The sequence below is a fragment of the Nitrospirota bacterium genome, from assembly GCA_035873375.1.
Lineage (GTDB): Bacteria > Nitrospirota > Thermodesulfovibrionia > Thermodesulfovibrionales > JdFR-85 > BMS3Bbin07.
Genome location: JAYWMQ010000050.1, coordinates 1 through 24,061, shown reverse-complemented (window position 1 = coordinate 24,061; position 24,061 = coordinate 1). Strand labels below are relative to the sequence as shown.

The following is a 24,061-nucleotide window of genomic DNA, read 5'->3' as shown; positions in this document are numbered from 1 at the left end:
AAATCTGAAGATGTCACCCGCCACGGCGGTGTCAAACCAAGGGCCTTTTGTATAAGTTCAGTATCTGTCATAATGCGTATGAACTTACCATTTTGTATGGCTACTAAGCAAGGGCTACCCACTCAAATCAGCGAGGAACCTTTTCTTATTATGCCCTAACTCTTGTATATTGTACCCATTTTAGCATGGCCTTTGCCAAACTTCGAACTTACCAATATGGACTTTACCGCCACTTGACCAATTTTCTCTGTCAGTCTCCTTGATCAATACAGTAACTGTTAAGTCCCACCGACAGGAGACCGTTTTTAGGGGAGTAAATCCTTCACGAACGGTACCGGGTTCAGGGTATCTATTCCCAGCCAACCGAGACCGGTATGTTGGGGCATGATCTCAGCTCCTATTCTCTTCGCTTGTAAAGTTGCTTTCTTGCCTGGGCTTTTTACCCTTGAACCCATGTCGGCTTTTCTTGGAATGGGTGGCCGCATTGAGTTGGAGTTAGTGACCGGGTTGACACGGAACGTGCAATGTATGATAATAACAGGGAATAGTAATTAGTCAGCTTCGGATAATCTCAACTATTTTTTCAATAATCTCGTTGACTTTTTCTGCCTTAAGGCCTCCAACTTTATAGAGGATGATATGTTTATCAGCTGTGAATATGCGATTTGGTCTTATGTTACTGTGCTGTTTTAGACTACCTTTGGAAAAATCTTGATCGATAAGTGGAATTGCATAATTGTCTTTAATGGATTGACTGGTTATCTGGCAAAGAATCAGGTCGTTACCATCTAAATTTGAAATAATCAAGGCAGGGCGTCTTTTGGCTTGGGTTAAGTCAGAGAAAGGAAAAGGAACAACAACTACATCACCTTTCACAAATCTTGCCATGCCTCGTCTTCCTCTGGTCTCATCCAATCTTTTCTGAGAGATGATTCACTGGCAATGGCGGTATCCAGCCGTTCACGAACGATCTTTGTTTTTAAAAAGTGGATAAAGTCCAATATCTCGTCAAGTAATGGCTCTGGAACCTGTTCTATTTCATTTAAAAGCAGGTCTTTTTTACTCATGAATTTTTCTCCTTTTGGGATATGTTAAATTATAACAAATTGAATCAGATAATAACACGTGTTGAGACCTACCTGTTACACCCACCGACACAGAACCGAAAATAGGGGAGTAAATCCCGCCTAAACGGTACCGGTTTCAGGGTATCTATTCCCAGCCAACCGAGACCGGTTATGTTTGGGCACGATCTCAGCTCCTATTCTTTTCGCTTGTAAAGTTGCTTTCTTGCAAGGGCTTTTTACCTTTGAAACCATGTCGGCTTCCCTTGGAATGGGTGGCCGCCTTGCGTTGGAATCAGTACCTGGCTTGACTCGGAATGTGCAATGCAGGATAATAACAGGGAAGAGTAGTTAGTCAACGTAGTCAATAACGTCCCCTACCTGCTTACCTGCTGTCCTTTGATCCTGATGGGTGACTGGTGCGGAATAGTTTAGGGCTATTCTGTAACTGAAAGAAAGAAATAACGGGTGCGAAAAAAGAACCAGGCATATCCATAATGGCAGAAAGGAAGAGACAGGGAAGCTAATGTTTTCCGATAGGGGACCTTTTTTCTCTTGACAAGGGGCCTTTTAATGGGTGACCCCTCTTTGTTTCGCCAACAGCGGGACTGAAGAATCAAGGTTTAGTCTCAATCAAGGAAATGTGGGTGTACATTCATTATTCGGCTACAGTCCAATAGTCTTTGTGAAGCGCCCTGTACGGACCCGCATGCAGGGCACTGTGGGGGCTGGGGGAGAAATCCCCCCGGCTACCCGATTATGTGCCTTTTAAAACCCTATTATGAACATGCTCCCATTGCCTTGCACAACTCAGAAATGACTGTTTCCAGACCAGCACCTCCGCCTGCTAGGATGGTCGTTACAATCGCTTCAGGAATCCCGCATGCAGCTGCGATTGCAGCGATGGCAGGTGTATCCTCAGGAAACCCGGCTATAGCAGCCAGAATGGCTGCAGCAAGGGTGGCATTTAATCCAGCTTCACACCCCGCACATGCAAACCAGCTAGCACCTAAGAGTTCTGTATGACCATCAGCCTTAGCCTTAGCACTTGCTTGAGCATGTATTTGCTCCGTCTTTCTTGCGATTGCATCTTGTACTTCCTGTCTTGTTGGATAATTCATTGCATCTCCTTTCCTACGTTTGTGACCATCATTTTGGTTTGATTATTATTTCCAGAGGGGATGATCGTTTAACCTCTGTGAAATAAAGAGAATTCCAAAAACAATCTCTAATAACACTTTCCAGCATATAACAAGTTAATATATAATTTAAAAATAATACCAGATCAGTATTGTAAATTACAAGTTATATTGCTATTTTTTTTGGGGTTTTATTTAGTATAAATCCCAAGACATGCCGGATAACACCATGTTTGTAATGTTATCTATCGCGTTGGATAACACTGTTCATGAATATTCCATCAGACACCTGTATTCCCGAATCCTAATCCTTGAATCCACGCCTTCCTCAACGATCCCCCTGATTCCTTCAGCACCCTCCTTGCATTGTCATAAGAGTTGACTACGTTGACTAACTATGCTATAGCAACATAGTCAGTGGGCAGAGGTTGCGCGTCAGGTAGGAGTTTCCATATCAGCTGTATGTAAAGAAAAAAACAAGGAAAAGTGAGTTAGTCAACGTAGTCAATAACGTTCCCTACCTGCCGTCCCTTACACGATAATCACCGGTTTTTTCTGAAGCGACAGCGTAAGAAAAATCCGGTGCATTTATTCGTTAGAATATATTTAATCAACTATCAAAGATTTATTTTTAAGTTTATCTACTAAAGCAGAAAAAGCATCATGTTGACTTTTTACTTTTAGATCAGATACATGTCCAGCGATAGTACTTGGCACTTCAGAAAATGGGTAACAGTTCCCAATTCCACAAGAATTTAATGCAGTCCAAAATTCTTGCGGAGGCTCAACAGAACGATTATTCCATTTTCCATGGTGTAAAAGGCATCCCTGCAAAGAAGGGGATGAACCATTAAAAACTATTCCAAAAGGTTCTTGGTCAATTGCACAAGCTGAAGAGTCAACCCTATGAATATTTGCCATGTATAGGATTTGACCTTGTGGAGAACCAGATGAAACAAGAAATATGCTTTCTGCTTTTTTAATCAATTGGTCAGGGATAACTGTGAAAAAACTTGAAGGAGATAAAATTCTATACTCATTCGGAGGACATAAACGCTCCCAATATTCCCTTTGTTCATTAGAAGTGTTAAACCATGATACTTTTTCCCCCATAAAAACTCCTTAAACTCTTTTCATTCTAACGTCATCATGACTGACAGGCGGAACTTAATAACTATGATAAACAGCAACATAAACATAAAATTAGAACGACTTGAAAAAGGGATATGTGGTAGCCTGTTCAAGTCCATGAAATTGTTATACATTTTATCTTTTATTCTCTATTATATTTTCACTCTTATTGATGGTGCTTGCACTACTACCTTTTAATTCCTTACCATCTATCTGTGTGATATTTGTATAAAAAATAAGAAATACAATCGTAATAATTCCTGCGAGTATAGGAATGATTAATTCCATTACTAATCGGAACTTGGCAAAGGTAAAATAATCAAAAAGGGACTTGCGATTAGTTTCATGAAACCTCAATATATTGTTTAATTTCTGTTGTTCGAATTTCTTTTTTTCAATCTCCTTTTCTATCTCGATTCTACCGTCTGGCGGTATATAGTTCATTCCCTTTATTTTCTTTTCAAGATTAATTATCTCCTTTTCCAATAAGCTTAAAGAATGTAATAAAGCATCACGCGATTGCATAGAACCTGATACAATTTGTTCTATATAATCACGCTTACCCTTACGATAATGGGAAGAGTAATCTGAAAGCGAATAGCTTATAAAGGTTATCAACAAATAGGTAGTAATAATAATAAGTATAAAAGGAATAGCTTCATGATTAGTTATAGAAAATTCAGATCCAAATAATGATACTTTCTTAATCGTTAAGCCTATTTTAGAGATAGAATACCCAATAACACTTGCAATTAACAGCGATTTCCGAACCTTTCGAGTATGGTTACTTAATATTGAGTTATCATCCATTATGACAGAGTTTCAATCGATTTAGTTGTATAACCAGTTAGTATAGAATTTCTGTATATCTCCAAAGTTTACACGAATAAAATGATATTTGACAAGTTTTTTGCTGGTTATTTATAAATAACTAACTGTATATCATGATATTTGTAATGATATACAGAAATAGACCAATTATTCAATGATAATTATACATCCGGGATTACTGCTCGAATCCCCTCACAACAGCGCCTTCCTCAACGATCCCCCTGATTCATTTAGCAGCCTTCTTGCATTGTCATAATCCAGGCCTTTCAGGTACATCAGCACCGCTGTCTTTGCATTTCCCCCCGAACTCTGCAATAATGTCCCGGCTTCTTCCCGGCTGCATCCTGTAAGGTCCATGATTATCCTGACGGCGCGGTCTTTCAGTTTCCTGTTTGAGGGGACCACGTCGATCATGTAGCCCTTATATACCTTGCCGAGCTTGACCATGGCAGTGGTGGAGATCATGTTTAGCACCATTTTGGTGGCAGTGCCTGCCTTGAGCCTTGTTGAACCGGCAACAATCTCAGGGCCGACTATAACCTTTATTACCCCGTCAAGAAAGTCATATTCAATATCATTGCACGTCAAAAGCCAGCACCTGGCCCCCTGGTCCTTTCCCTCCATGAGGGCTGAGAGCACAAAAGGGGTTTTTCCGCTTGCTGATATGCCCAAAAGCATGTCCCTTGCGGTTATATCAGCTACCGCATGTTTTCCTGCCAGCCTGTTGTCTTCAGCACCTTCAACAGAAGTGGTGAGCGCAGCTTCTCCTCCTGCCATGACCGCCTTGATTACTCCCGGGGCCTCGCCGAATGTCGGTGGTATTTCCGAGGCGTCAAGGATACCGAGCCTGCCGCTGGTGCCTGCCCCAACGTAGACCAGTCTTCCCCCAGACTTGATCGTGATGACGGCGTCCTTGACAGCGCTGGAGATGGAGTCTCCGGCCTTGTTGACGGCTTGCACTGCCGCAAGGTTTTCCTCGTTCATAATGTGGATGATCTCTTCAACGGAAAGGAGATCAATCTCTATGGCTGAAGGGTTTAAATCTTCAGTGGACATGAAAATATAATAACCCAAATACGGGGGTAAATGGTTGCTGGAAGCGATATGACCAGCAATTCACGGCGAACTTATAACGCTTTGAGATTGCTTCGTTTCACTCGCAATGACAGAAAAGACTCGCAATGACAAGAAAAGACTTGCAATGACAAGAAAAGACTTGTAATGACAAGAAAGGTTTTCGTAATGTCATTGCGTGGATCGTTAGCGATGAAGCAATCCTGCACTGATTTTCACCGTACACCATTCACATAAATATGCTGCGAAATTTAAACCGTTCTGTGATTAGAGGTTTTTTACCGCTGGAAGTGTTCCGTTCCTGAAAGAAAGGCCCTTTTTTTGTTATATTATTTATGGTTTCATAAGAAAAGCCCTGATTGTCATTGCGAAGAGCAAAAGCGATGACAAAATCTGCTTGCAATGACAAAAAAAGATATTTGGAGATTATTTATTGTCCGGTAGAAAAATCTGTGTAAATCTGCGTAATCTGCGGATAGATTATCTTCAGTTGTGACCGTTTTCCTCTATGACCGATAGGGATTATATCAGAAGAACAATCAGGCTTGCGAAGAAGGCAGCAGGCAGAACCAGCCCGAATCCGATGGTTGGTGCAATCATTGTGAAGGCCGGCAGGATCATTGCCGAGGATTTTCACAGGGTGCCGGGAACCCCTCATGCCGAGGCACTTGTGCTTGCAGAGGCCGGATCAAGGGCAAAGGGCTCTGTGCTGTACGTAAACCTCGAGCCGTGCTGTCATACCAACAAACGGACGCCTCCATGCACAAAGGCGATAATCGCAGCGGGTGTGAAAAAGGTGGTAGTTGCAATGGAGGATCCGAACCCTCAGGTTTCCGGTAAGGGTGTTAAGAAACTGCGCAATGCCGGGATCGAGGTTGTTACAGGTGTGCTCGATGATGAGGCCGGGAGGCTGAATGAGGCCTATGTCAAGTTTATCACCAAGAGGGTTCCATTTGTGACTCTCAAGGTTGCAATGACCCTTGACGGAAAGATTGCCATGCCTTCGGGAGAGTCGAAGTGGATTACAGGGGAGAGGGCGAGAAGGTATGTGCATAGAATGAGGTCTTCTGTTGATGCCGTAATTACTGCAATAGGCACGGTACTGGCCGATGACCCTGAGCTTACTGCGAGGTTCAGGGGGGCCAGAAATCCCATGCGTGTGGTTATTGACCCGGAGTTGAAAATGCCTGAGAATGCCAGGATTCTTGACATTCCTCCTCAGACCGTGATTGTTACAGGTGATGGGAAATCAAAAAGGCTTGATGAACTCAGAAGCAAAGGGGTAAAATTACTCCTCTATAAAAAGAGGCTCCATCTTCGGTGGCTGATGGAGAGGCTTGGCGGAATGGACGTCACCTCTGTTATGATTGAAGGCGGTTCTTCCCTTGCTTCTCATGCACTTGAGGACGGTGTGGTGGATAAGGTGGTCTTTTTTATAGCCCCGAAGATAATAGGTGGCAGGGACTCATTCCCGGCTGTTGGCGGTAACCCCTGTGCATCCCTGAGAGACGCCTACAGGTTGAAAGATATAAAGGTAAGGACAATAGGTGAGGACATACTCGTTGAGGGGTATGTTGAAAGGTAAGCTTATAAATATAATGACTGAATATAAGGACTGAGACCCTGAATCAAGTTCAGGGTGACAGTTTAGTTCTGAGTGACAATTCAAGTCAGGGTGACAGTTCAAGTCTGAGTTAAAAAAATTGCAGGACGGATACAGGAGTGATTAATGAATAAAGATTCCGTGAGAGTAAGGTTTGCACCGAGTCCTACCGGCTACCTCCACATCGGAGGGGCAAGGACTGCCCTCTTTAACTGGCTATTTGCCAGGCATAACAAGGGGGTCTTTGTACTCAGGATTGAGGATACGGACCGGACACGTTCCACCGAGGAGTATATTGAGGCCATCATAGAGGGGATGACCTGGCTCGGACTTGATTGGGATGAGGGGCCTTTCAGGCAGACCGAGAGGCTGGATGTTTACAGAAATTATGTGGAGAAGCTGCTTGAGGAAGGAAAGGCATATTATTGCTATTGCACAGCTCAGGAGCTTGAAGAGAGGCGCAGGAAGGCACTTAAGGAAGGCCGTACTCCAAGGTATGACGGCAGGTGCAGGGACCTCAAAACCCCGCCGCCTGACAGGACCCCTGCTGTCAGGTTCAGGATGCCGCAGTCAGGCCGGACCATTGTGGATGACCTTATAAGGGGACACATAGTATATGAAAATGAGCAGCTTGACGATTTTATCATCCTCCGTTCAGACAATACACCAACGTATAATTTTGTGGTTGTTGTAGACGATGTGGATATGACCATAACCCATGTGATAAGGGGTGATGACCATCTGAACAATACGCCCAAGCAGATACACATTTACCAGGCTCTCGGCTTTCCGGTTCCCAAATTTGCCCATCTGCCCATGATCCTCGGCCCTGACAAGACGAGATTGAGCAAGCGCCACGGGGCCACATCCGTGCAGGCTTATCGGGATATGGGGTATCTGCCCGAGGCGCTCCTGAATTACCTCGTCCGTCTTGGCTGGTCTTATGGCGACCAGGAGGTCTTTACCAAAGAGGAATTGATAGAGCATTTTTCACTTGAGGCGATTGGAAAGTCTGCCGCTGTCTTCAACCCTGACAAGCTTCTCTGGATTAACAGTCAGTACATAAAGGATTCTTCCCCCGAGTATATCTCGGAACTGCTTATCCCGTTTCTTGAAAAAGAGGGGCTTGTCAAAAAAGAAGAGGAGATTGACCGGGAATGGCTCAAAAGGGCTGTTATTACTCTTCAGGAGCGCTCCAGGACACTTCTGGAGATGGCCCGTTCCATGAGGTATTATATCCTTGAGTATGTTGAGCTTGATCCCAAGGCAAGAGAGAAATTTATAAATGAAAAGACAAAGCCCCTGCTTGAAGATGTTCGGAACGGACTTGCCGGACTGGAAAACTTCAGCGCAGAAGAGATAGAAAAGGTATTTATGGCAATGGTAGAGAGGCATAACACAAAACTTGGAAAGATAGCCCAGCCCGTCAGGGTTGCAATAACCGGCAATACCGTCAGTCCCGGTATTTTCGAGGTTCTGGAGATTATAGGGAAGGAGAGGGCGATCAAGCGGCTGGACAGGGCGATAGAGGGGATCTGATGGCTTATATAAGTGTTATAGGTGCCGGTAGCTGGGGCACGGCCCTGAGTATACTGCTTGCAGAAAAGGGCTATGATGTCTCGCTCTGGATTCATGAAGAAGAGCTTGCAGAGGAGATGGAGCGTGAAAGGGTAAACCGGCTTTACCTGCCTGAAGCCACGCTGCCTGACAATATTAAGATAACGCATCAGCTTCAGCGTGCACTTCACAGGTCGAGATATGTGATATGCGCGGTTCCCACCCAGTTTGTGAGGTCGGTCTTTAAGGAGGCTGTAGGATATCTTGAGAAGAGTGCTGTTGTTGTAAGCGCTTCCAAGGGGATGGAACAAGGGACGCTATTGACCGTCTCCTCGATCCTGAAGCAGCTTACACACCATGAGACGGCCGTGATCTCAGGGCCGAGCTTTGCCAAAGAGGTCATAAAAAAGCTTCCCACTGCCGTTACCCTTGCAGTGAAGGAGAGGGCTGCCGGGTTGCTGCTTCAGGAGATATTTAATACGGATTATTTCAGGGTGTATACGCATCACGATGTCCTGGGTGTTGAGCTGGGCGGTGCCCTGAAAAACGTTATTGCCATAGCTTCCGGTATATCGGACGGCCTTGGCCTTGGCCTGAATGCAAGGGCCACGCTCATAACAAGGGGGCTTGCAGAGATTACCCGTCTTGGTGTAAAGATGGGTGCTGATGCAAAGACCTTTGCAGGTCTCAGCGGAATGGGCGACCTTGTGCTTACGTGTACGGGGAATCTGTCAAGGAACTATACTGTAGGCCATAAGCTTGGTCAGGGCATGAAGCTGAAAGAGATACTGTCTGAGATGAGGGCTGTTGCAGAGGGGGTTGCAACCTCGGTTTCAGCCTGCGAGCTTGCAGTTAAATATGATGTTGAGATGCCTATTGTGGAGCAGGTCTGCCTTATGCTTCACAAGGACAAGCCTCCCCTTGTTGCTGTAAGGGAGTTGATGACGAGACCGCTGAAGGAGGAGTTCTATTATTGAGCCCGATAGAAGATACTTCCTCTCTGAAAATGTATTGCTTAGATGGCTTGAACAACCCTCGGTTTATCACGTAAAGAATGACGAGCTGTACGAGATTGATGAAAGTGCCTTTAAGTTTTTAGGCGAATGCGCAGACAGAGGGGCGCTTTCTGATGATACGGAATTCACCTCATATTGTCTTTCTGAGGGGATACTGTCCGAGACACCGCAAAAAATCAGGAGACAGTGCACAGGAAAATCTCCTCTTCCCTCCCTGAGATACCTTGAATTACTGATAACAGACAGGTGTAATCTGAGGTGCAGACACTGCTACATCGGAGAATCAGGGGCAAAAGAGCTCGGTCTGAATCTGATAATCAGCGTTCTTGAGGATTTTAATGACGTGCAGGGGCTGAGGGTGCTGATATCCGGCGGAGAGCCGTTGATGCACAGGGAGTTTGATGGTCTCAATGATTATCTCTCAGGCTATCCTTTAAGAAAGGTCCTCTTCTCAAACGGTCTTCTCCTGAATAACAGAATTCTGAAGAATTTAAATGTGGATGAGCTACAGATCAGCATTGACGGTCTTGGAAGCTCCCATGATGCCCTGAGAGGCAGGGGTGTTTTTGACAGGGCGATGAGTGCTGTCAGGCTTGCGCTTGAAAACGGGTTTGATGTTGCTGTCTCTACGATGATCCATCCCGGAAATCTTGGCGAGTTTGAGAGGATGGATGAACTCTTCAGGACAATGGGTGTAAAGAACTGGATAGTTGATGTGCCGTGCCTGAGCGGCAGGATGTTAGAGAACACGGAGATTTCCCTTCCTCCGGATGTGACCGGTAAATACCTTGGATATGGTTATGGTGAGGGGCTTCATGGCGGTGGCGAGGGTTTTGCCTGCGGCCTGCATCTCGTGTCGGTCCTGCCTGAGGGGTATGTTGCAAAGTGTGCCTTTTATTCGGACAGGCCCCTGGGGCATATATCTGAGGGGCTTGAGAAGTGCTGGAAGAGACTGCAACCCCTGAGGCTTGCTGATATTAAATGTGATTGTGATGTGCTGGATGCATGCAGGGGAGGGTGCAGGTTCAGGGCGGAGCTGTCCGGTGATCCCCTTGGAAGGGATTTTTACAGGTGTGCTGCCTTTGGCGTGGATTAACAGGAGAACCTGGAGGATTGATCACTCCATTACTCCATTACTCCAGGTCTTTCCCCCTTAGGGGGCATGAAGTGCCTTGTTGTGTTATTATTATAGAGAGTTCACTCTTGAAGTGTGTTTTAAGTCATCTCTCAGGATAACGGGGTATGGGTGGATAAAGAGACAGAGATAATGAGGTTTGCTAAATGGTTTCTTTATGCACTCTCGGAGCGATGTATCAAGTATTGCGGCAAGGCTGTATCTTCAGTGCAGTTTCCGGTCTTCAAAAAATTTCTTTTTGCCAGGATAAAGAGGGAGCTTCAGTATTACAGGCTCTGCCTTGATATGGCCGCTGTAATCAATGAAGCGGGAAGCGGTATTTGTGCCATGGACGTTGAAGAGGTTATAGAGGGCAGTATTGACCTTGACTGCAGGCTCAAGGGGGACATAAGGTTTCTCCCTATAAGGATAGATTTTAAATATGAAAAGATACTGCCGCTGAGGAAGGAGAGGACTGAGAGGCTGATTCATCTCTTTGTAAGGCTACTTGGGTCCGTCGAGGCGGAGGACTATGATGATATGGTCAGAAAGGCATTTAAAAAAGAGGAGTTTTTGGAGTTGAATAACGAGATTCTTGAGCTTTACACAGAAGAGGCATTTGTTGTCAATCAGTCGATAACGAGTCTGGTAAATGTGGATAGTGAGGCGATTGCCCAGAGGATGTACTGCTCGATGCTCGATGTTGGCATCGGTCTTAACAGAGAGTTGACCGAGTGTATCTTTGAGAAAAAAACCAGGTTAATCAAGTAACGTGATACCCTACCCTGATATAAAACCTTATATAATAAAAGTCGGCCCGCTGCAGCTCAGGTGGTATGGCGTTATGTACCTACTTGGCTTTGCAAGCTCCTATCTCCTCGTGAACTATCAGATAAAGAAGAAGGGGTTAGGGATAGAACGAAGGATTATAGATGATCTATACTTCTATATTATCCTTGGCCTTATACTGGGCGCAAGATTCGGCTATGTCCTGTTTTATAATTTTGCGGAATACCTGCAAAACCCCCTTGAGATATTTGCAGTCTGGCACGGTGGGATGTCATTTCATGGCGGGCTGATAGGCTCGGTCTTTGCCGGTATATGTTTTTGCCGGAAGAGGGGACTGGATTCCTGGCTGGTTGCAGACCTTGTAATCGCAACAGCCCCGATAGGGCTGGGGCTTGGCAGGATCGGGAATTTTATTAACTGCGAGCTTTATGGAAGGGTGAGTAACGTTCCCTGGGCAATGGTCTTTCCTTGCGGAGGCGGACTGCCGCGTCATCCGTCTCAACTGTATGAGGCCTTTTTTGAAGGGGTAGTGCTTTTTATCGTATTATGGTATATGAAAAACAGGATAAAGATTACAGGCGGTTTAACTGCATTGTTCCTCATCCTGTACGGGGTGATAAGGTTTTCGATCGAGTTCTTCAGGGAACCGGATGCGCAGCTTGGTTTTGTAGTTGCCTTCCTCACCATGGGACAGATATTGAGTCTTGCCATGGTGCTGGTGGGAATAATGATATTTCTGTACAGGACAAGGAGTGCCAGGGCTTAATGGAGCCTGATTTAAGGATATTTTATGCCTGAGTTTCCGCTACACATAAAAAACAGCAGGACAGACGACCATTGTGCTGAAGAGGTCTGCAGTACTGTGCAGGGGGAGCGTCCTGAAAGCCCTGCCATTGCCGGGGGTGTGAGGTATTACCTTGGCGGTCTCAGTTGTGCCTCCTGTGCTGCAAAGATAGAGCAGAAGCTGAACGAGATGGACGGAGTGAAGGCGGAGTTGCGTTTTGCCTCGTCCACCCTTATTCTTGATGCTGACAGCAGAGAGCTTGAAGAAGAGGCCCTTGCTGTGGTTAAAAAGATAGAGCCGCATATAAAGATAAAGAAGATAGAGGATGAAGAGGGCGAAGAGGAGGAGGAAAATGCCGGTCCTTCCATTCTGCTGAAGATATTCCTTGCCGGTATATTCTTTATAACCGGCCTTGTCATTCAGAATTATGTATATCCGGACGCTGAGGAATTGCCCCTGAATGACCTGCGTTTCTGGGCTGTTCTCATGCCGTATCTTATCGGTTATATCATTGCAGGTCATGATGTTGTTTCAGGTGCTGTAAAAGGCATAATCAGCAGGGATTTCTTTGGAGAGAATCTGCTGATGACCATAGCTACCCTTGGCGCCTTTGCAATAAAGGAGTTTCCCGAGGCTGTTGGGGTGATGCTCTTTTTCAAGGTGGGAGAGTATTTTGAGGACCGGGCATTAAACCATTCGCGGAGATCGATCAGGAATCTCCTTAAGATAAGGCCTGATTATGCAAATCTGAAGAAGAATGGAATTACCGAAAGGGTCAGGCCCCAGGATGTCCAGGTAGGCGACCTTATAATGGTCAAGCCCGGAGAGAAAGTTCCGCTTGACGGTGTTGTTGAGGAGGGGCAGAGCAGTGTGGATACTTCGGCCCTGACCGGAGAGTCAATGCCAAGGTCCCTGAAAGAGGGCGATGAGGTCCTCTCGGGAATGATAAACAGAAATGCAGTGATAACAGTGAGGGTCACCAAGGTCTTCAGTGACTCAACAGTGAGCAGGATACTCGACCTTGTTGAAAAGGCATCTGCACAAAAAGCCCCGACAGAGAAATTTATCACCAAGTTTTCAAAGGTCTATACCCCTGCAGTTGTGGCCGGCGCCTTTGCCCTTGCAATCCTGCCGCCTGTTATCTATCAAATCCCTGCACTTACATCCGTCTTTTCCCATCCGGAGACTTACTCTGAATGGATTTACCGCGCACTTGTCTTTCTTGTTATAGCCTGTCCGTGTGCACTTGTCATCTCCATTCCGCTTGGTTTTTTCGGCGGCATTGGGGCTGCCTCCAGAAACGGGGTGCTTTTTAAGGGCTCAAACTACCTTGAGGGTTTCAGGGATATCCGTACCATGGTTTTTGACAAGACAGGGACACTCACCGAGGGTGTGTTTAAGGTGACGGAAGTTATGCCCCTGAACGGATTTACAAGGGAAGAGCTCCTCCGTCTTGCTGCGGAGGCAGAGAGCCAGTCCAATCACCCTATTGCAAAGTCCATCATGGATGCATACGGTGAGGGAATAGATGAAAACACGATACAGAAGTACGAGGAAATCCCCTCGCATGGTGTAAGGGCAATTGCAGAGGGGAGAGAGATCCTGGCAGGCAATGACAGGATTCTCCACATGAAGGGATACGACATTGATCACGATACATGCAAGGTGAAGGGCACTGTCGTGCATATTGTCATTGACATGAAGTATGCAGGATACATCCTGCTTGCCGACAAGGTGAGGTCTGATGCTGCCAGTACCATTGAGGGCCTCAGAAGAGAAGGGGTCAGGAAGGTGGTGATGCTTACAGGAGACGGCAGGGATGCAGCGGATATAGTTGCCAATGAGTTGGGGATAGATGAGTTTCATGCCGAGCTGCTGCCCCAGGACAAGATCAGGATAGTTCAGGAGCTGGAGGCAAATATCGACAGGAAGAAGGACAAGATAGGCTTTGTCGGAGACGGTATTAACGATGCGCCGGTGCTGGTTGCCTCTGATATCGGAGTGGCAATGGGAGGGCTCGGCTCTGATGCCGCCATTGAGGCCGCTGACGTGGTGCTCATGAAAGACAGGCTGACGGGTCTGCTCGATGCAATGCACATATCGAGAAGAACGCGGAAGATCGTCTTTATCAACATAACCATGGCCCTGACGATCAAGGGGTTTTTCATAATATTCGGTGCCTTTGGCATGGCAACTATGTGGGAGGCGGTTTTTGCAGATGTGGGTGTTGCCGTGCTTGCAGTACTGAATTCAACGAGGATTCTTAAGACTTGAAGATTTCAACACGGCTTTTTCTTTACATTTTTACCCTGATGCTCCTCCTTTCCGCAGTGCTTGGCTATGTCTCTGTAAAAGACGAGAGGTACCACCTTTTAAGTGAGGTCAAGTCAAGGGCATGGATGTTGTCACGGACCCTTTCCGCCACCTTCAGGTTTTATCATCAGGAAGACCCGCATTTTACAGTCGAGGATCTCATCCGGGCCATTACCCCGATAGATGAAAAGGACGTGCTGGTAATAAATGTTTATGACAAAAACGGCAATCTGGTGGATTTCTCACGCAGTAACTGTACAAACATTCAGTGTCCCCACAGCAGTATTGATATGGAAGGCCTTAAGCAGGGGGGCAGGGAAAAGACCTTTAGTGTCGGAAAGAATGAATTCATCTCCGTGGTCAGCCCTATCATGAATTTAAACGGTGCAGTACAGGGTGCTGTTGAGGTTATACTCTCTCTTGGATATATTAACGTTGGGCTTTCGGCAGTAACGAGGAGGTTTCTGCTCTTTACACTGGTTGCCGGATCGCTGCTCGGTGCTGCCACCTATCTTATAAGCAGATGGAGCATATCTGTTCCTATAAGGAGGCTCAAGGAGGCATCGGAAAAACTGGGCGAGGGTGACCTTGGTCTTCGTATTGAAAAGAGCGGTGTGGTGGAACTGGATGAGCTGATTGACGACTTTAACAGGATGGCTGAGAATCTGGAGCAGCAATATATAAAGAAAGAGAAGTTTTTCAACGAAAAACTCAGGCTCGAACGCGGGCTTCGCCATTCGGAAAAGCTTGTCTCAATAGGTCAGCTTACGTCCGGCCTTGCCCATGAGATCGGCACACCCCTGAATGTTATAAGTGGCCGGGCAGAACAACTGATGGGAAAGCTTCCGGAGGATCATCCTCAGAGAGAGGGTTTTAAGACCATAATACGGCAGGCAGACCGGATCTCGCAGACCATCCAGCACCTGCTCTCCTTTTCGAGGAAGAGCCCGGCCGCCTTTAAGGAGCTTGATCTGAAGGAGATAATTAACGAGGCATTCTCCTTGTGCAAACTCAGACAGAGAAGAGAGGGGCTGCCCCTGAGCCTCGAATATGACATCTCGGCTGAAAGGTTTTTTGGGGATGAGGATGGGTTCAGGCAGTTGTTTGTCAACCTGATGCTCAATTCATTGCATGCAATGAAGGATGGCGGCAGGATCAGGATTACTGTCTCCGAAGAGATTGAGAATAACAGAAAATTCATGAGGATATGCTTTGAGGACAATGGCCCCGGAATACCGCCTGAGCACAGGGCAAGGGTTTTTGACCCGTTTTTTACGACAAAGGACGTGGGGGAGGGGACTGGTCTGGGGCTCTTTATTGTTGCTAATATTGTTCAGGAGCACAGTGGAACGATTGAGATTGATGATTCGTATGAAGGTGGGGTAAGATTTATTATGAGGTTTCCTGCGGAGCGTGAAAATGGGTCTACCAGTATTCAGTGATAAAGGAACGTTGGGCAATCTAAAGGAGAGACATGAGTAACCCTTCACTCATTCTCGTCCCGGCGTCCGGCCGGGACTCCGAGGTAAGTATCACGGTTCACCATCCAGGTGAAGCCTTTGTGATACTTAAAACCGTTCAGGGTTAATCATGTCTCTCCTTTAGATATCGAATCGCTGGATTGTGTTTATATAGAATTGGTTATATAAAAAGGGGTTTTTGTTATGGCAGAAGCAGACAGGGTAAGCATACTTGTTGTGGAGGATGAGCGGGATATGCGGGAGTTTTTAAGGGATATCCTGCTGGAGCATGGCTATGCCGTGGAGACGGCCTCAAACGGCCACGATGCCCTTGCCATGATGGAGAGGCAGAGGTTTCAGATTGTTATTTCAGATATAAAGATGCCTGTTATGGACGGACTCTCCTTTCTTGACCGGACGAGAACGGGGAATGCTTTTTTCCCCTTTGTTATCCTTATCACCGCCTTTGGAAATATAGATGATACGGTAAAACTCATGGACAGGGGTGCTTATGATTATATTATAAAACCCTTTAAGATGGAACAGATTCTGGTTGCCGTTAAAAAGGCGGTCAGGGAACTTGAAATGAGGAAGAGATTGCGGGAGCTTGAGGAGATGACCGCGAAGCGCTACAGTTTCCACAACCTTGCGGGCAAGAGCCCGGCCATGATAAAGATATTCACCTTTATTGAGAAGATAGTGGATTCAGGGGGCAATGTGCTTATCGAGGGCGAGACCGGTACCGGAAAAGAGATGATTGCAAGGGCAATCCACCTCTGTTCACAAAGAAAGGAAAAACCGTTTGTTCCTGTAAATTGTGCCTCCATTCCCGAGGGGCTCCTGGAGAGCGAGCTCTTTGGTCATGTCAGGGGGGCCTTTACTGATGCAAAGAACGATAAGAAAGGACTCTTCCTTGAGGCCGATGGAGGGACTCTACTGCTTGACGAGATTACGGAAATGCCTGTGACCTTGCAGCCAAAACTCCTCAGGGCCCTGCAGGAGAGGCAGATTAAACCCGTTGGAAGCAATAAATACATCCCCTTTGATGTCAGGATTATCTCTGCAACCAACAGGAATCTGAGGGAAGAGGTGAGGGCGGGCAGGTTCAGGGAGGACCTCTATTACAGACTCAATATATTCAGAATAGAGCTTCCCCCGCTCAGGCAGCGCAGGGAGGATATTCCCATACTTGTACAGGAATTCCTGAACAGGTATGGACAGAAGGAGAAGAAGGTTCAGATTTCTCCTGAGGTCATGAGGTTTCTTATGGATTACCCCTGGCCCGGAAACATAAGGGAACTTGAGAATGTTATTGAACGGTCTGTGTATCTCTCGGAGGATGGGGTTGTGCGGATAAAAGATTTGCCGGATGAAATGCTTGCAGTCAGAGACGTGGAAGAGGGTTTTAGATTCGCAGAGGGAAAATCCCTGGATGAGCTTCAGCGGCAGTACATTGAGCATATTCTGGAGAGGTGCGGTGGAAACAAGAAACGGGCTGCGGAAATCCTTGGTGTAAACCGGAAGACCATATATAGAAAGCTCCTGGAGATCAGGAAAGGGTGAGACAATTTGTCTCGCCAGTGCCCCCTTCTGTCCCACTCAATGTTTACCCCGATACTGTCCCCGGGATGCTGCAAACCCGATAATTTCTTTAAAAACAAGGGCTTGGATTCATTTTCGGCATATTGTTTGACGCTGGCATATCTTTTGCTTTATAATCTGTTTTAATACTGAAGGTAAAAGTACAGTTGCGCCCTGTGCGTTCCCCGGATGTTTTCAAGAGTGTTTGATTTTCCGGAAACTCCACTTTTTTTATCTGTCACTCAGGCAATAAGTGAGTTTGCGCACAGGCACTAAATCAAGATGGAGGATGGAGGTGTATGAAGAAGTCTGTCAAGAAGACAGTGATAGCAGTGATGCTTATTGTGGCAGGTGTCGGGTTTCTGATATACAAGGGAATTTCAGAGACCGGGGTCTATTACCTGACAGTGAATGAGGTGATAGCAGCAGACCCGGAGAGCTTTAATGACAGGGGCATAAGGGTCAGCGGAAAGGTTGTGGAAGGCTCCACAAACTACAACCAGAGGGACCTCCTCCTGACCTTTACAGTAAGGGATCTTGATGACGAAACCAAGACCATGAAGGTCACATATACCGGGGTTGTTCCGGATGCATTCAAACCGGACGTTGAGGTGATACTTGAAGGAAGTTATGACAGGGAGAGTAACACCTTTTCTGCAACGACCCTCCTCGCCAAATGTCCGTCAAAATACAAAACTGAAGAAACCGGAGAAAAGGAGTAGAATATGGTAAATTTTGGTAACCTGTCGCAGGTTTTTGCATTTATATTTTCCCTGGCATCAATGGCCTTCCTTCTGACCGGGCTGATGAAGAATGATATGAGGTTTATAGAGAGCGGCAGGCGGTCGCTTTACGGCCTCGCGCTCTTTACAACACTTGCGTCAATCGCCCTGGGGTATCTCTTTATAACCGACAGTTTTCAGGTGGAGTATGTGGCGTCCTATTCAGACAGGGCCCTGCCGATGTTTTACAAGGTCACTGCCTTCTGGGCCGGACAAAAGGGCTCTCTGCTCTTCTGGGCATGGGTGCTGACTGTCTTCACCGCTATTGTAGTCCGTAACACGAGAACGGATCTGAAAAGCAGAAACACCCCCTATATCTACCTCGTCCTTGCCACTACAGCGAGCTTCTTTCTCCTGCTTCTTACCTCACTATCAAATCCGTTTGCGCTTTTGGGGTTTATTCCCAAAGACGGACAGGGCCTTAACCCCATGCTCCAGAATCCCGGTATGATCTTTCATCCTCCTACACTCTTTCTGGGGTATATCGGCTTTACCATACCCTTTGCATATGCCGTTTCAGCAATGGTGATCGGCAAGCTGGATGAGACGTGGCTGAGGAAGACGAGGAGGTGGAATGTCCTGTCCTGGGTTTTCCTGACCATAGGGATTATACTCGGTGGACAGTGGGCCTATGTTGAGCTTGGCTGGGGTGGCTACTGGGCATGGGACCCTGTGGAAAACGCCTCATTCATTCCCTGGCTTATTGCAACGGCATTCATACACTCGGCGATAATACAGGAGAGAAGGAATATCATGAAGGTCTGGAACATGGTGCTCATTGTCCTGACCTTTGTCTCCTGTCTTTTTGGCACATATCTGGTAAGAAGCGGTGTGCTTCAGTCCGTACATGACTTTGGTGCCACAGGACTCGGGGGATATTTCCTTGTCTTTATGATAGTCATACTCCTTGGCGGCATCTATCTCATAGCAGAGAGCTACAATGACCTGAGGACAAAGCATAGCCTTGAGTCCTATCTCTCACGGGAGAGTACCTTTCTTTTTAACAATGTGCTCTTTCTTGCAATTGCCTTCTCCACATTATTCGGAACCATTTTTCCGCTCATATCAGAGGCGGTAACAGGCAATAAACTTACGGTCAGTCAGCCCTTCTTCAACCAGGTAAACACCCCCCTCTTTCTCATCCTCCTGCTGTTGACGGGCATCTGTCCCCTCATAGGCTGGAGAAAGGCATCAGCCGACAACCTCCGGAAAAACTTCCTTGTTCCGGCCCTGGCAGCCGTGATAGGGGCGATAGCGCTCTTTATAGCAGGCATAAGGGAGTTCTATCCACTGACGGCTTTTTCACTCTCCATCTTTGTGATTGTAACCATCTTCAACGAGTTCAGGGGTGGGACAATGGCAAGGAGAAAGCTTACAGGAGAGCCGGTATTTACCGCATTCCCGAGGCTTCTCTATAAAATGAGGAGGAGGTACGGAGGGTATATCGTACATTTGGGAGTGGTTATCATAGTCATAGGCATCACAGGGTCTTCTGCATACAAACTCGAGACCCAGGGCACCCTTTACAAGGGGGAGAGCATAAAGATCGGGGACTATGAACTGCGTTATGATGATTTGAGGGGATACAGGGACAGAAACAGGGATATTTATGCTGCCACACTGAAGGTCTTTAAAAACGGAAAACCTGCCGGAACCATATCTCCGGAGCGCAGGTATTATATAAATGCAGAGAAACCTACTACGGAAGTGAGTCTCAGGACCGGACTGATTGAAGACCTCTATGTGACAATGCCCGGGATCGGGGAAAACGAGGAGATAACGCTCAAGGTTACGGTAAATCCCCTGTTGATCTGGATCTGGATTGGCGGATTCCTGATGGTTGCAGGTGGTATAATAGCAATCTTGCCAAATAGAAAAAAGAAAGGGGATTATAATGAGATTGACTAAGTATGGTGTTTTGATAATTTTCTCCCTCATGTTGATGCTCTCTGTGTCCTCAAGGGGGTTTTCGCTGACCAGCACCGAGATAGAAAGCAATCTTATGTGTGACTGTGGTTGCGGTCAGTTGCTTGGTACATGTGAGTGCGAGAGGGCTGAAGAGATGAGGACAATGATCAGGAGCATGATGGATAAGGGCAAAACAAAAGAAGAAATATTAAATTCGTTTGTATCACAATATGGTGAGAGCATCCTTGCAGCGCCACCAAAAAAAGGGTTTAACCTGATAGCCTATATCCTGCCGTTTGTGGGTCTGTTGGTAGGGGTCATTGTTGCTGTTGTTGTTGTAAGGAAGTGGGCCTTTTCAGGCAGAAAGGAAGCCGCAGCAGAGGCTGAGACAAAAGGATCAGGCCTGAATGATGAGATGCAGAAGAAGATAGATGACGAATTGAAGAAGTTTGAGGAGGATTAAAAATGGAATGGGCGATTTTTTTTATAATAGCCTCTATCACCCTGGTTTACGCACTTCTGCCGCTAATGGGAGGCAGGCAGGTGTGGCAGGAGGCACCTGATGCAAAGGATGAGCAGATCAAGTCCCTTGAGACCGAGAAAGCGTCTTTTCTGAAGGCACTCAAGGACATTGAGTTTGAGTTTGCCTCCAACAAGATAAATAATGATGATTATGAAAAACTCCGGAACCATTACAGACTGAAGGTGGCTGAGGTCATGAAGGAGCTGGGCGATAAGAAGGGCATAAAAGGTGGAGGCAACAAAGAGAACACAGATGGCTAATTCGGCCTTTCTTCAGATAAAAGGCCTGAAGAAGAGTTATGACGGTATTGAAGCCCTGAGGGGAATAGACCTTAATCTGCAGAAGGGTGAGTTTCTCAGTCTGTTTGGTCCAAACGGCGCCGGCAAGACCACGCTCATAAGGATTATAGCCACATTACTCAAGCCGGGCTCGGGCAGCATAAGTGTTATGGATTTTGATATCGAGGAACACCCCGAGGAGTTCAGGGCGCAACTTGGCGTGATATCCCATCAGTCCTTTCTGTACGACGACCTGAGCGCAAGGGAAAACCTTGAGTTTTATGCTGCGCTTTACAGGGTCAATGACCCTGAGGCAAAAGCCGGGGAGCTATTGAGGCTGGTAGGCCTGCAGGACAGGGGAGATTCAAAGGTTTCAGGGTTCTCCCGCGGGATGCAGCAACGCCTGAGTATTGCACGGGCACTCATTAATGATCCGTCTCTGCTCCTTCTGGATGAGCCCTATACAGGGCTTGACGAGCGGGCCTCGATTCTGCTGAGCAGGCATCTGAGGCAACTGCACAGCTGGCAAAGGACTATAGTGATGGTTACCCATGACCTCAAAAGGGGTCTGGAGAGCGCTACAAAGGTTGGCATTCTTTCAAAGGGAAGGCTCGTTTATTTTAAGGACAGAAGCGAGGTTGACACTGACGAGTTCGAGCACGTCTATCTCCGCTATCTGCAGGGTGCACAGGACGTATGAGAGATACGCTCCTGATAATAAAAAAGGACCTCCTTACCGAGTTCAGAAAGAAAGAATCCTTGGTATCAATGGTCTTCTTCGGGTTTCTTCTGCTCGTTATCCTCAATATTGCACTCGGAATAGGCAGGGAGCTGGATGGAGAAGTAGCCGCCGGTATACTTTGGGTTTCGATAATCTTTTCAGCAGTGCTGGGTCTTGGCAGGGTCTTTTCGCAGGAGAAGGAAAACCGCTGCATTGACGGCCTGCTTCTCAGTCCTGTTGAGTCAGAGCAGATATATACTGCCAAGACAGCGGTTAATTTTATCTTTATGGTTATAGCTGAGGCGGTAATAATCCCGATATTTTTCGTCTTCTACGGTGACAGGTTTGCCCGGCATTTGCCGATGCTCATTGTTGTAGTGCTCTTTGTAAACCTGGGGTTTTCTACAGTGGGTACGCTCTTTTCAGCCATAACAGCAGGGACGAGGAGGAACGAGGTGCTTTTGCCACTGTTGCTCTTTCCTGTTATCACGCCCCTGATTGCCCTTGCTGTAAAGGTTACGGGGAGTGTTTTTGAGGAGATTCCGTATCAGGAGTATTCGTCCTGGCTGTATATAATAGTTGCTTTTGGTTTTATATTTTCAGGTGTGGGTTATCTTTTGTTTGAATATATTATAAAGGAGGGTTAGAGAGTGGATACCGATTTCAGGAGCAGGGCCTTAACCGTTATTGTGGGCCTGCTGTTTCTTTCAGCCATCTATACAATCTTTTTCTATGCCCCCACAGAGAGGGTGATGGGGATTGTGCAGAAGATATTTTACGTGCATCTGTCAATGGCCTTTACGGCCTTCCTGTCCTTTTTTATCGCCTTTATCTGCGGGATTCTCTATCTCGTAAAAAAGGACATCAAATGGGATGTATACGGTTCAAGCAGTGTGGAGATCGGAGTGGTCTTTATATCCCTGACCCTGTTTTCCGGGGTTATGTGGGCGAGGCCGATCTGGAACACCTGGTGGACATGGGACCCCAGGCTGACCACAGCCCTGATACTATGGTTTATATATGTTTCGTATCTGATATTGCGTACATCCGTTGACCAGGAAGGCAAGAGGGCGGCTTATTGTGCAGTGCTGGCCATTGTGGGTTTTGTTGACGTGCCCATAGTCTTTATGTCTGCAAGGATCTGGAGGACGATTCATCCGGTGGTGATAAGGTCGGATTCCATTGATATCGCGCCCTCAATGCTCCTTACACTTGCGATAACCATGGCAGCCTTTTTCTCTCTATGGTTGCTGCTTTTCAGACTCAAGACCAATGTGGCGTTAACGTGTAAGAGGATCAGGTTTTTAGAGAACAGAATGGAAGGAGGAGATTGATGAAAAACCTTGTTTTTCTGGTTGTGGCCTACATGGCTGTATGGGCAGGATTGTTTTCATACCTGACGTATGTTTCAGGGCAGCAGAGAAAACTCGTCCGGAGGTTAAACAGGCTTGAAGACCTGTTTAAGGAGAAGGACGTCAGATAGAATTTTAAGGAGGTGATGTAATGGAGGCAGTTAGGAGCAGAAAGGAGACTATAGTCATACTCTTTTTCTGGCTGATATTTGGGGGGTTTGTTATTATGTCCCTGGTTAACCTTGCACTGAAGAGTGGGGAGACCACTCAGGAGGTTGCAGCAGGACCTGAGCAGTCCAGGCCGTTAGAGGAGAGGATTCAGGAGGTAAAGGCTTATCTGAAAGAGAATCCTGATAATGTCGATGCACTGGTTGCCCTTGGTGATCTGTATTTTGAGAGCAATCAGGTATATGAGGGGCTTGAGGTATTTAAAAAGGCTGAAAAGCTTGAGCCAAACAGTGTTCACATCCAGAACGATTTAGGGATACTTTATCAGAAGACCGGAAAGTATGACCTTGCCATAGAAAAGTTCCGGACTGCCCTGAAGCTGGACCCGGCACACCTGAACAGCCTTTTCCATATCGGGCTGATCTACAGGTATAACATGGGAGAAAACCAGAAGGCCCTTGCGGTCTTTGAAGAACTCCTTTCGAAAAACCCTGAGCCGAGAATAGCGAAAATGGCTGCTGAAGAGGTAGAGAAGATCAGGGCTGAAGGCGGCTCATAAGGCTCCTTATAAATTACGGTAGTTGTAGACGAATAAATCCTGCATTGATTTGCACCATAATTTGTCCATAGTTGTAGGGGCGAGGTCTCCTCGCCCTCTCTCTCCTCAGAAAACGTGCAAAAGAGATTTGTAACAGTTCAAAATTGTGTAATGTGTAGCCCATCCCCCGCTGCTGTCCGGTAGAAATATCAAACATGGCAGATATCCAGTTTTCTGCATATCATTACAAGACGGGTGATATACAACCACTCAAATATGGCAAGTTCATAGAAATCAATGAAAATCTGTTGCCCCCCCGCCTGCCCGTTGACTTT

At 46.6% G+C, this 24,061-nt stretch carries 24 protein-coding genes; 18 read left to right on the top strand and 6 right to left on the bottom strand.

Annotation, left to right across the window (positions count from 1 at the left end):
• Window positions 1-555: 555 nt before the first annotated feature.
• The 6 genes from VST71_10745 to murQ all read right to left on the bottom strand — a co-directional run bounded on the left by VST71_10745 (window position 556) and on the right by murQ (window position 5,221).
• Window positions 556-888 (bottom strand): type II toxin-antitoxin system PemK/MazF family toxin, encoded by a 333-nt coding sequence (locus VST71_10745; GenBank protein ID MEC4686195.1) that lies wholly within the window; start codon window positions 886-888, stop codon window positions 556-558.
• Window positions 873-1,067 carry a DUF2281 domain-containing protein gene (locus VST71_10740; protein ID MEC4686194.1) on the bottom strand — a complete coding sequence of 65 codons (195 nt, stop codon included), beginning with the start codon at window positions 1,065-1,067 and terminating at the stop codon, window positions 873-875. The genes VST71_10745 and VST71_10740 overlap by 16 nt, the downstream gene beginning before the upstream one ends.
• Window positions 1,068-1,843: 776 nt before the next feature.
• Window positions 1,844-2,185 (bottom strand): hypothetical protein, encoded by a 342-nt coding sequence (locus VST71_10735; protein ID MEC4686193.1) that lies wholly within the window; start codon window positions 2,183-2,185, stop codon window positions 1,844-1,846.
• Window positions 2,186-2,809: 624 nt separating this feature from the next.
• Window positions 2,810-3,316, bottom strand: coding sequence for a hypothetical protein (locus VST71_10730; GenBank protein ID MEC4686192.1), 507 nt, complete (start codon window positions 3,314-3,316; stop codon window positions 2,810-2,812).
• 153 nt (window positions 3,317-3,469) lie between these two features.
• Window positions 3,470-4,144, bottom strand: coding sequence for a hypothetical protein (locus VST71_10725; GenBank protein MEC4686191.1), 675 nt, complete (start codon window positions 4,142-4,144; stop codon window positions 3,470-3,472).
• A 213-nt stretch (window positions 4,145-4,357) separates the two neighbouring features.
• Window positions 4,358-5,221, bottom strand: a complete 864-nt coding sequence (murQ, locus tag VST71_10720; GenBank protein ID MEC4686190.1) for an N-acetylmuramic acid 6-phosphate etherase — start codon at window positions 5,219-5,221, stop codon at window positions 4,358-4,360.
• Window positions 5,222-5,747: 526 nt separating this feature from the next.
• Here murQ and ribD point away from each other — a divergent pair.
• The 18 genes from ribD (at window position 5,748) to VST71_10630 (ending at window position 23,747) form a co-directional block, all read left to right on the top strand.
• A complete protein-coding gene (ribD, locus tag VST71_10715; protein MEC4686189.1) occupies window positions 5,748-6,824 on the top strand; it encodes a bifunctional diaminohydroxyphosphoribosylaminopyrimidine deaminase/5-amino-6-(5-phosphoribosylamino)uracil reductase RibD in 1,077 nt (358 codons plus the stop codon).
• A gap of 144 nt (window positions 6,825-6,968) precedes the next feature.
• Entirely contained in the window at window positions 6,969-8,381 is a 1,413-nt protein-coding gene (gltX, locus tag VST71_10710) for a glutamate--tRNA ligase (protein MEC4686188.1), read from the top strand.
• Window positions 8,378-9,376, top strand: coding sequence for an NAD(P)H-dependent glycerol-3-phosphate dehydrogenase (locus VST71_10705; protein ID MEC4686187.1), 999 nt, complete (start codon window positions 8,378-8,380; stop codon window positions 9,374-9,376). The genes gltX and VST71_10705 overlap by 4 nt, the downstream gene beginning before the upstream one ends.
• 34 nt (window positions 9,377-9,410) lie before the next feature.
• Window positions 9,411-10,511 carry a radical SAM protein gene (locus VST71_10700; protein MEC4686186.1) on the top strand — a complete coding sequence of 367 codons (1,101 nt, stop codon included), beginning with the start codon at window positions 9,411-9,413 and terminating at the stop codon, window positions 10,509-10,511.
• 150 nt (window positions 10,512-10,661) lie between these two features.
• Entirely contained in the window at window positions 10,662-11,300 is a 639-nt protein-coding gene (locus VST71_10695; GenBank protein MEC4686185.1) for a hypothetical protein, read from the top strand.
• A 1-nt stretch (window position 11,301) separates the two neighbouring features.
• Complete coding sequence (gene lgt, locus VST71_10690; GenBank protein MEC4686184.1) at window positions 11,302-12,084, top strand: prolipoprotein diacylglyceryl transferase; 783 nt, start codon at window positions 11,302-11,304, stop codon at window positions 12,082-12,084.
• Between the two features lie 24 nt (window positions 12,085-12,108).
• Window positions 12,109-14,376 carry a heavy metal translocating P-type ATPase gene (locus VST71_10685; GenBank protein MEC4686183.1) on the top strand — a complete coding sequence of 756 codons (2,268 nt, stop codon included), beginning with the start codon at window positions 12,109-12,111 and terminating at the stop codon, window positions 14,374-14,376.
• The gene (locus VST71_10680) at window positions 14,373-15,857 is read left to right on the top strand and encodes an ATP-binding protein (GenBank protein MEC4686182.1); all 1,485 of its coding nucleotides are present in this window, start codon (window positions 14,373-14,375) and stop codon (window positions 15,855-15,857) included. The genes VST71_10685 and VST71_10680 overlap by 4 nt, the downstream gene beginning before the upstream one ends.
• 222 nt (window positions 15,858-16,079) lie before the next feature.
• A complete protein-coding gene (locus VST71_10675) occupies window positions 16,080-17,438 on the top strand; it encodes a sigma-54 dependent transcriptional regulator (protein MEC4686181.1) in 1,359 nt (452 codons plus the stop codon).
• 317 nt (window positions 17,439-17,755) lie between these two features.
• Window positions 17,756-18,178: a cytochrome c maturation protein CcmE gene (locus tag VST71_10670; GenBank protein ID MEC4686180.1), complete on the top strand. Its 423-nt coding sequence runs from the start codon at window positions 17,756-17,758 to the stop codon at window positions 18,176-18,178.
• 3 nt (window positions 18,179-18,181) lie between these two features.
• Window positions 18,182-20,146 carry a heme lyase CcmF/NrfE family subunit gene (locus VST71_10665; GenBank protein ID MEC4686179.1) on the top strand — a complete coding sequence of 655 codons (1,965 nt, stop codon included), beginning with the start codon at window positions 18,182-18,184 and terminating at the stop codon, window positions 20,144-20,146.
• Window positions 20,133-20,609, top strand: a complete 477-nt coding sequence (locus VST71_10660) for a cytochrome c-type biogenesis protein CcmH (GenBank protein ID MEC4686178.1) — start codon at window positions 20,133-20,135, stop codon at window positions 20,607-20,609. The genes VST71_10665 and VST71_10660 overlap by 14 nt, the downstream gene beginning before the upstream one ends.
• A gap of 2 nt (window positions 20,610-20,611) precedes the next feature.
• Window positions 20,612-20,929: a hypothetical protein gene (locus VST71_10655; protein MEC4686177.1), complete on the top strand. Its 318-nt coding sequence runs from the start codon at window positions 20,612-20,614 to the stop codon at window positions 20,927-20,929.
• Complete coding sequence (gene ccmA, locus VST71_10650; protein ID MEC4686176.1) at window positions 20,898-21,647, top strand: heme ABC exporter ATP-binding protein CcmA; 750 nt, start codon at window positions 20,898-20,900, stop codon at window positions 21,645-21,647. Before VST71_10655 ends, ccmA begins: the two co-directional genes overlap by 32 nt.
• Entirely contained in the window at window positions 21,644-22,315 is a 672-nt protein-coding gene (locus VST71_10645; protein MEC4686175.1) for a heme exporter protein CcmB, read from the top strand. The genes ccmA and VST71_10645 overlap by 4 nt, the downstream gene beginning before the upstream one ends.
• Window positions 22,316-22,318: 3 nt before the next feature.
• Window positions 22,319-23,002, top strand: coding sequence for a cytochrome c biogenesis protein CcsA (ccsA, locus tag VST71_10640; protein MEC4686174.1), 684 nt, complete (start codon window positions 22,319-22,321; stop codon window positions 23,000-23,002).
• Complete coding sequence (locus VST71_10635; protein ID MEC4686173.1) at window positions 23,002-23,151, top strand: CcmD family protein; 150 nt, start codon at window positions 23,002-23,004, stop codon at window positions 23,149-23,151. The genes ccsA and VST71_10635 overlap by 1 nt, the downstream gene beginning before the upstream one ends.
• Window positions 23,152-23,171: 20 nt before the next feature.
• Window positions 23,172-23,747 (top strand): tetratricopeptide repeat protein, encoded by a 576-nt coding sequence (locus VST71_10630; GenBank protein ID MEC4686172.1) that lies wholly within the window; start codon window positions 23,172-23,174, stop codon window positions 23,745-23,747.
• Window positions 23,748-24,061 lie beyond the last annotated feature (314 nt).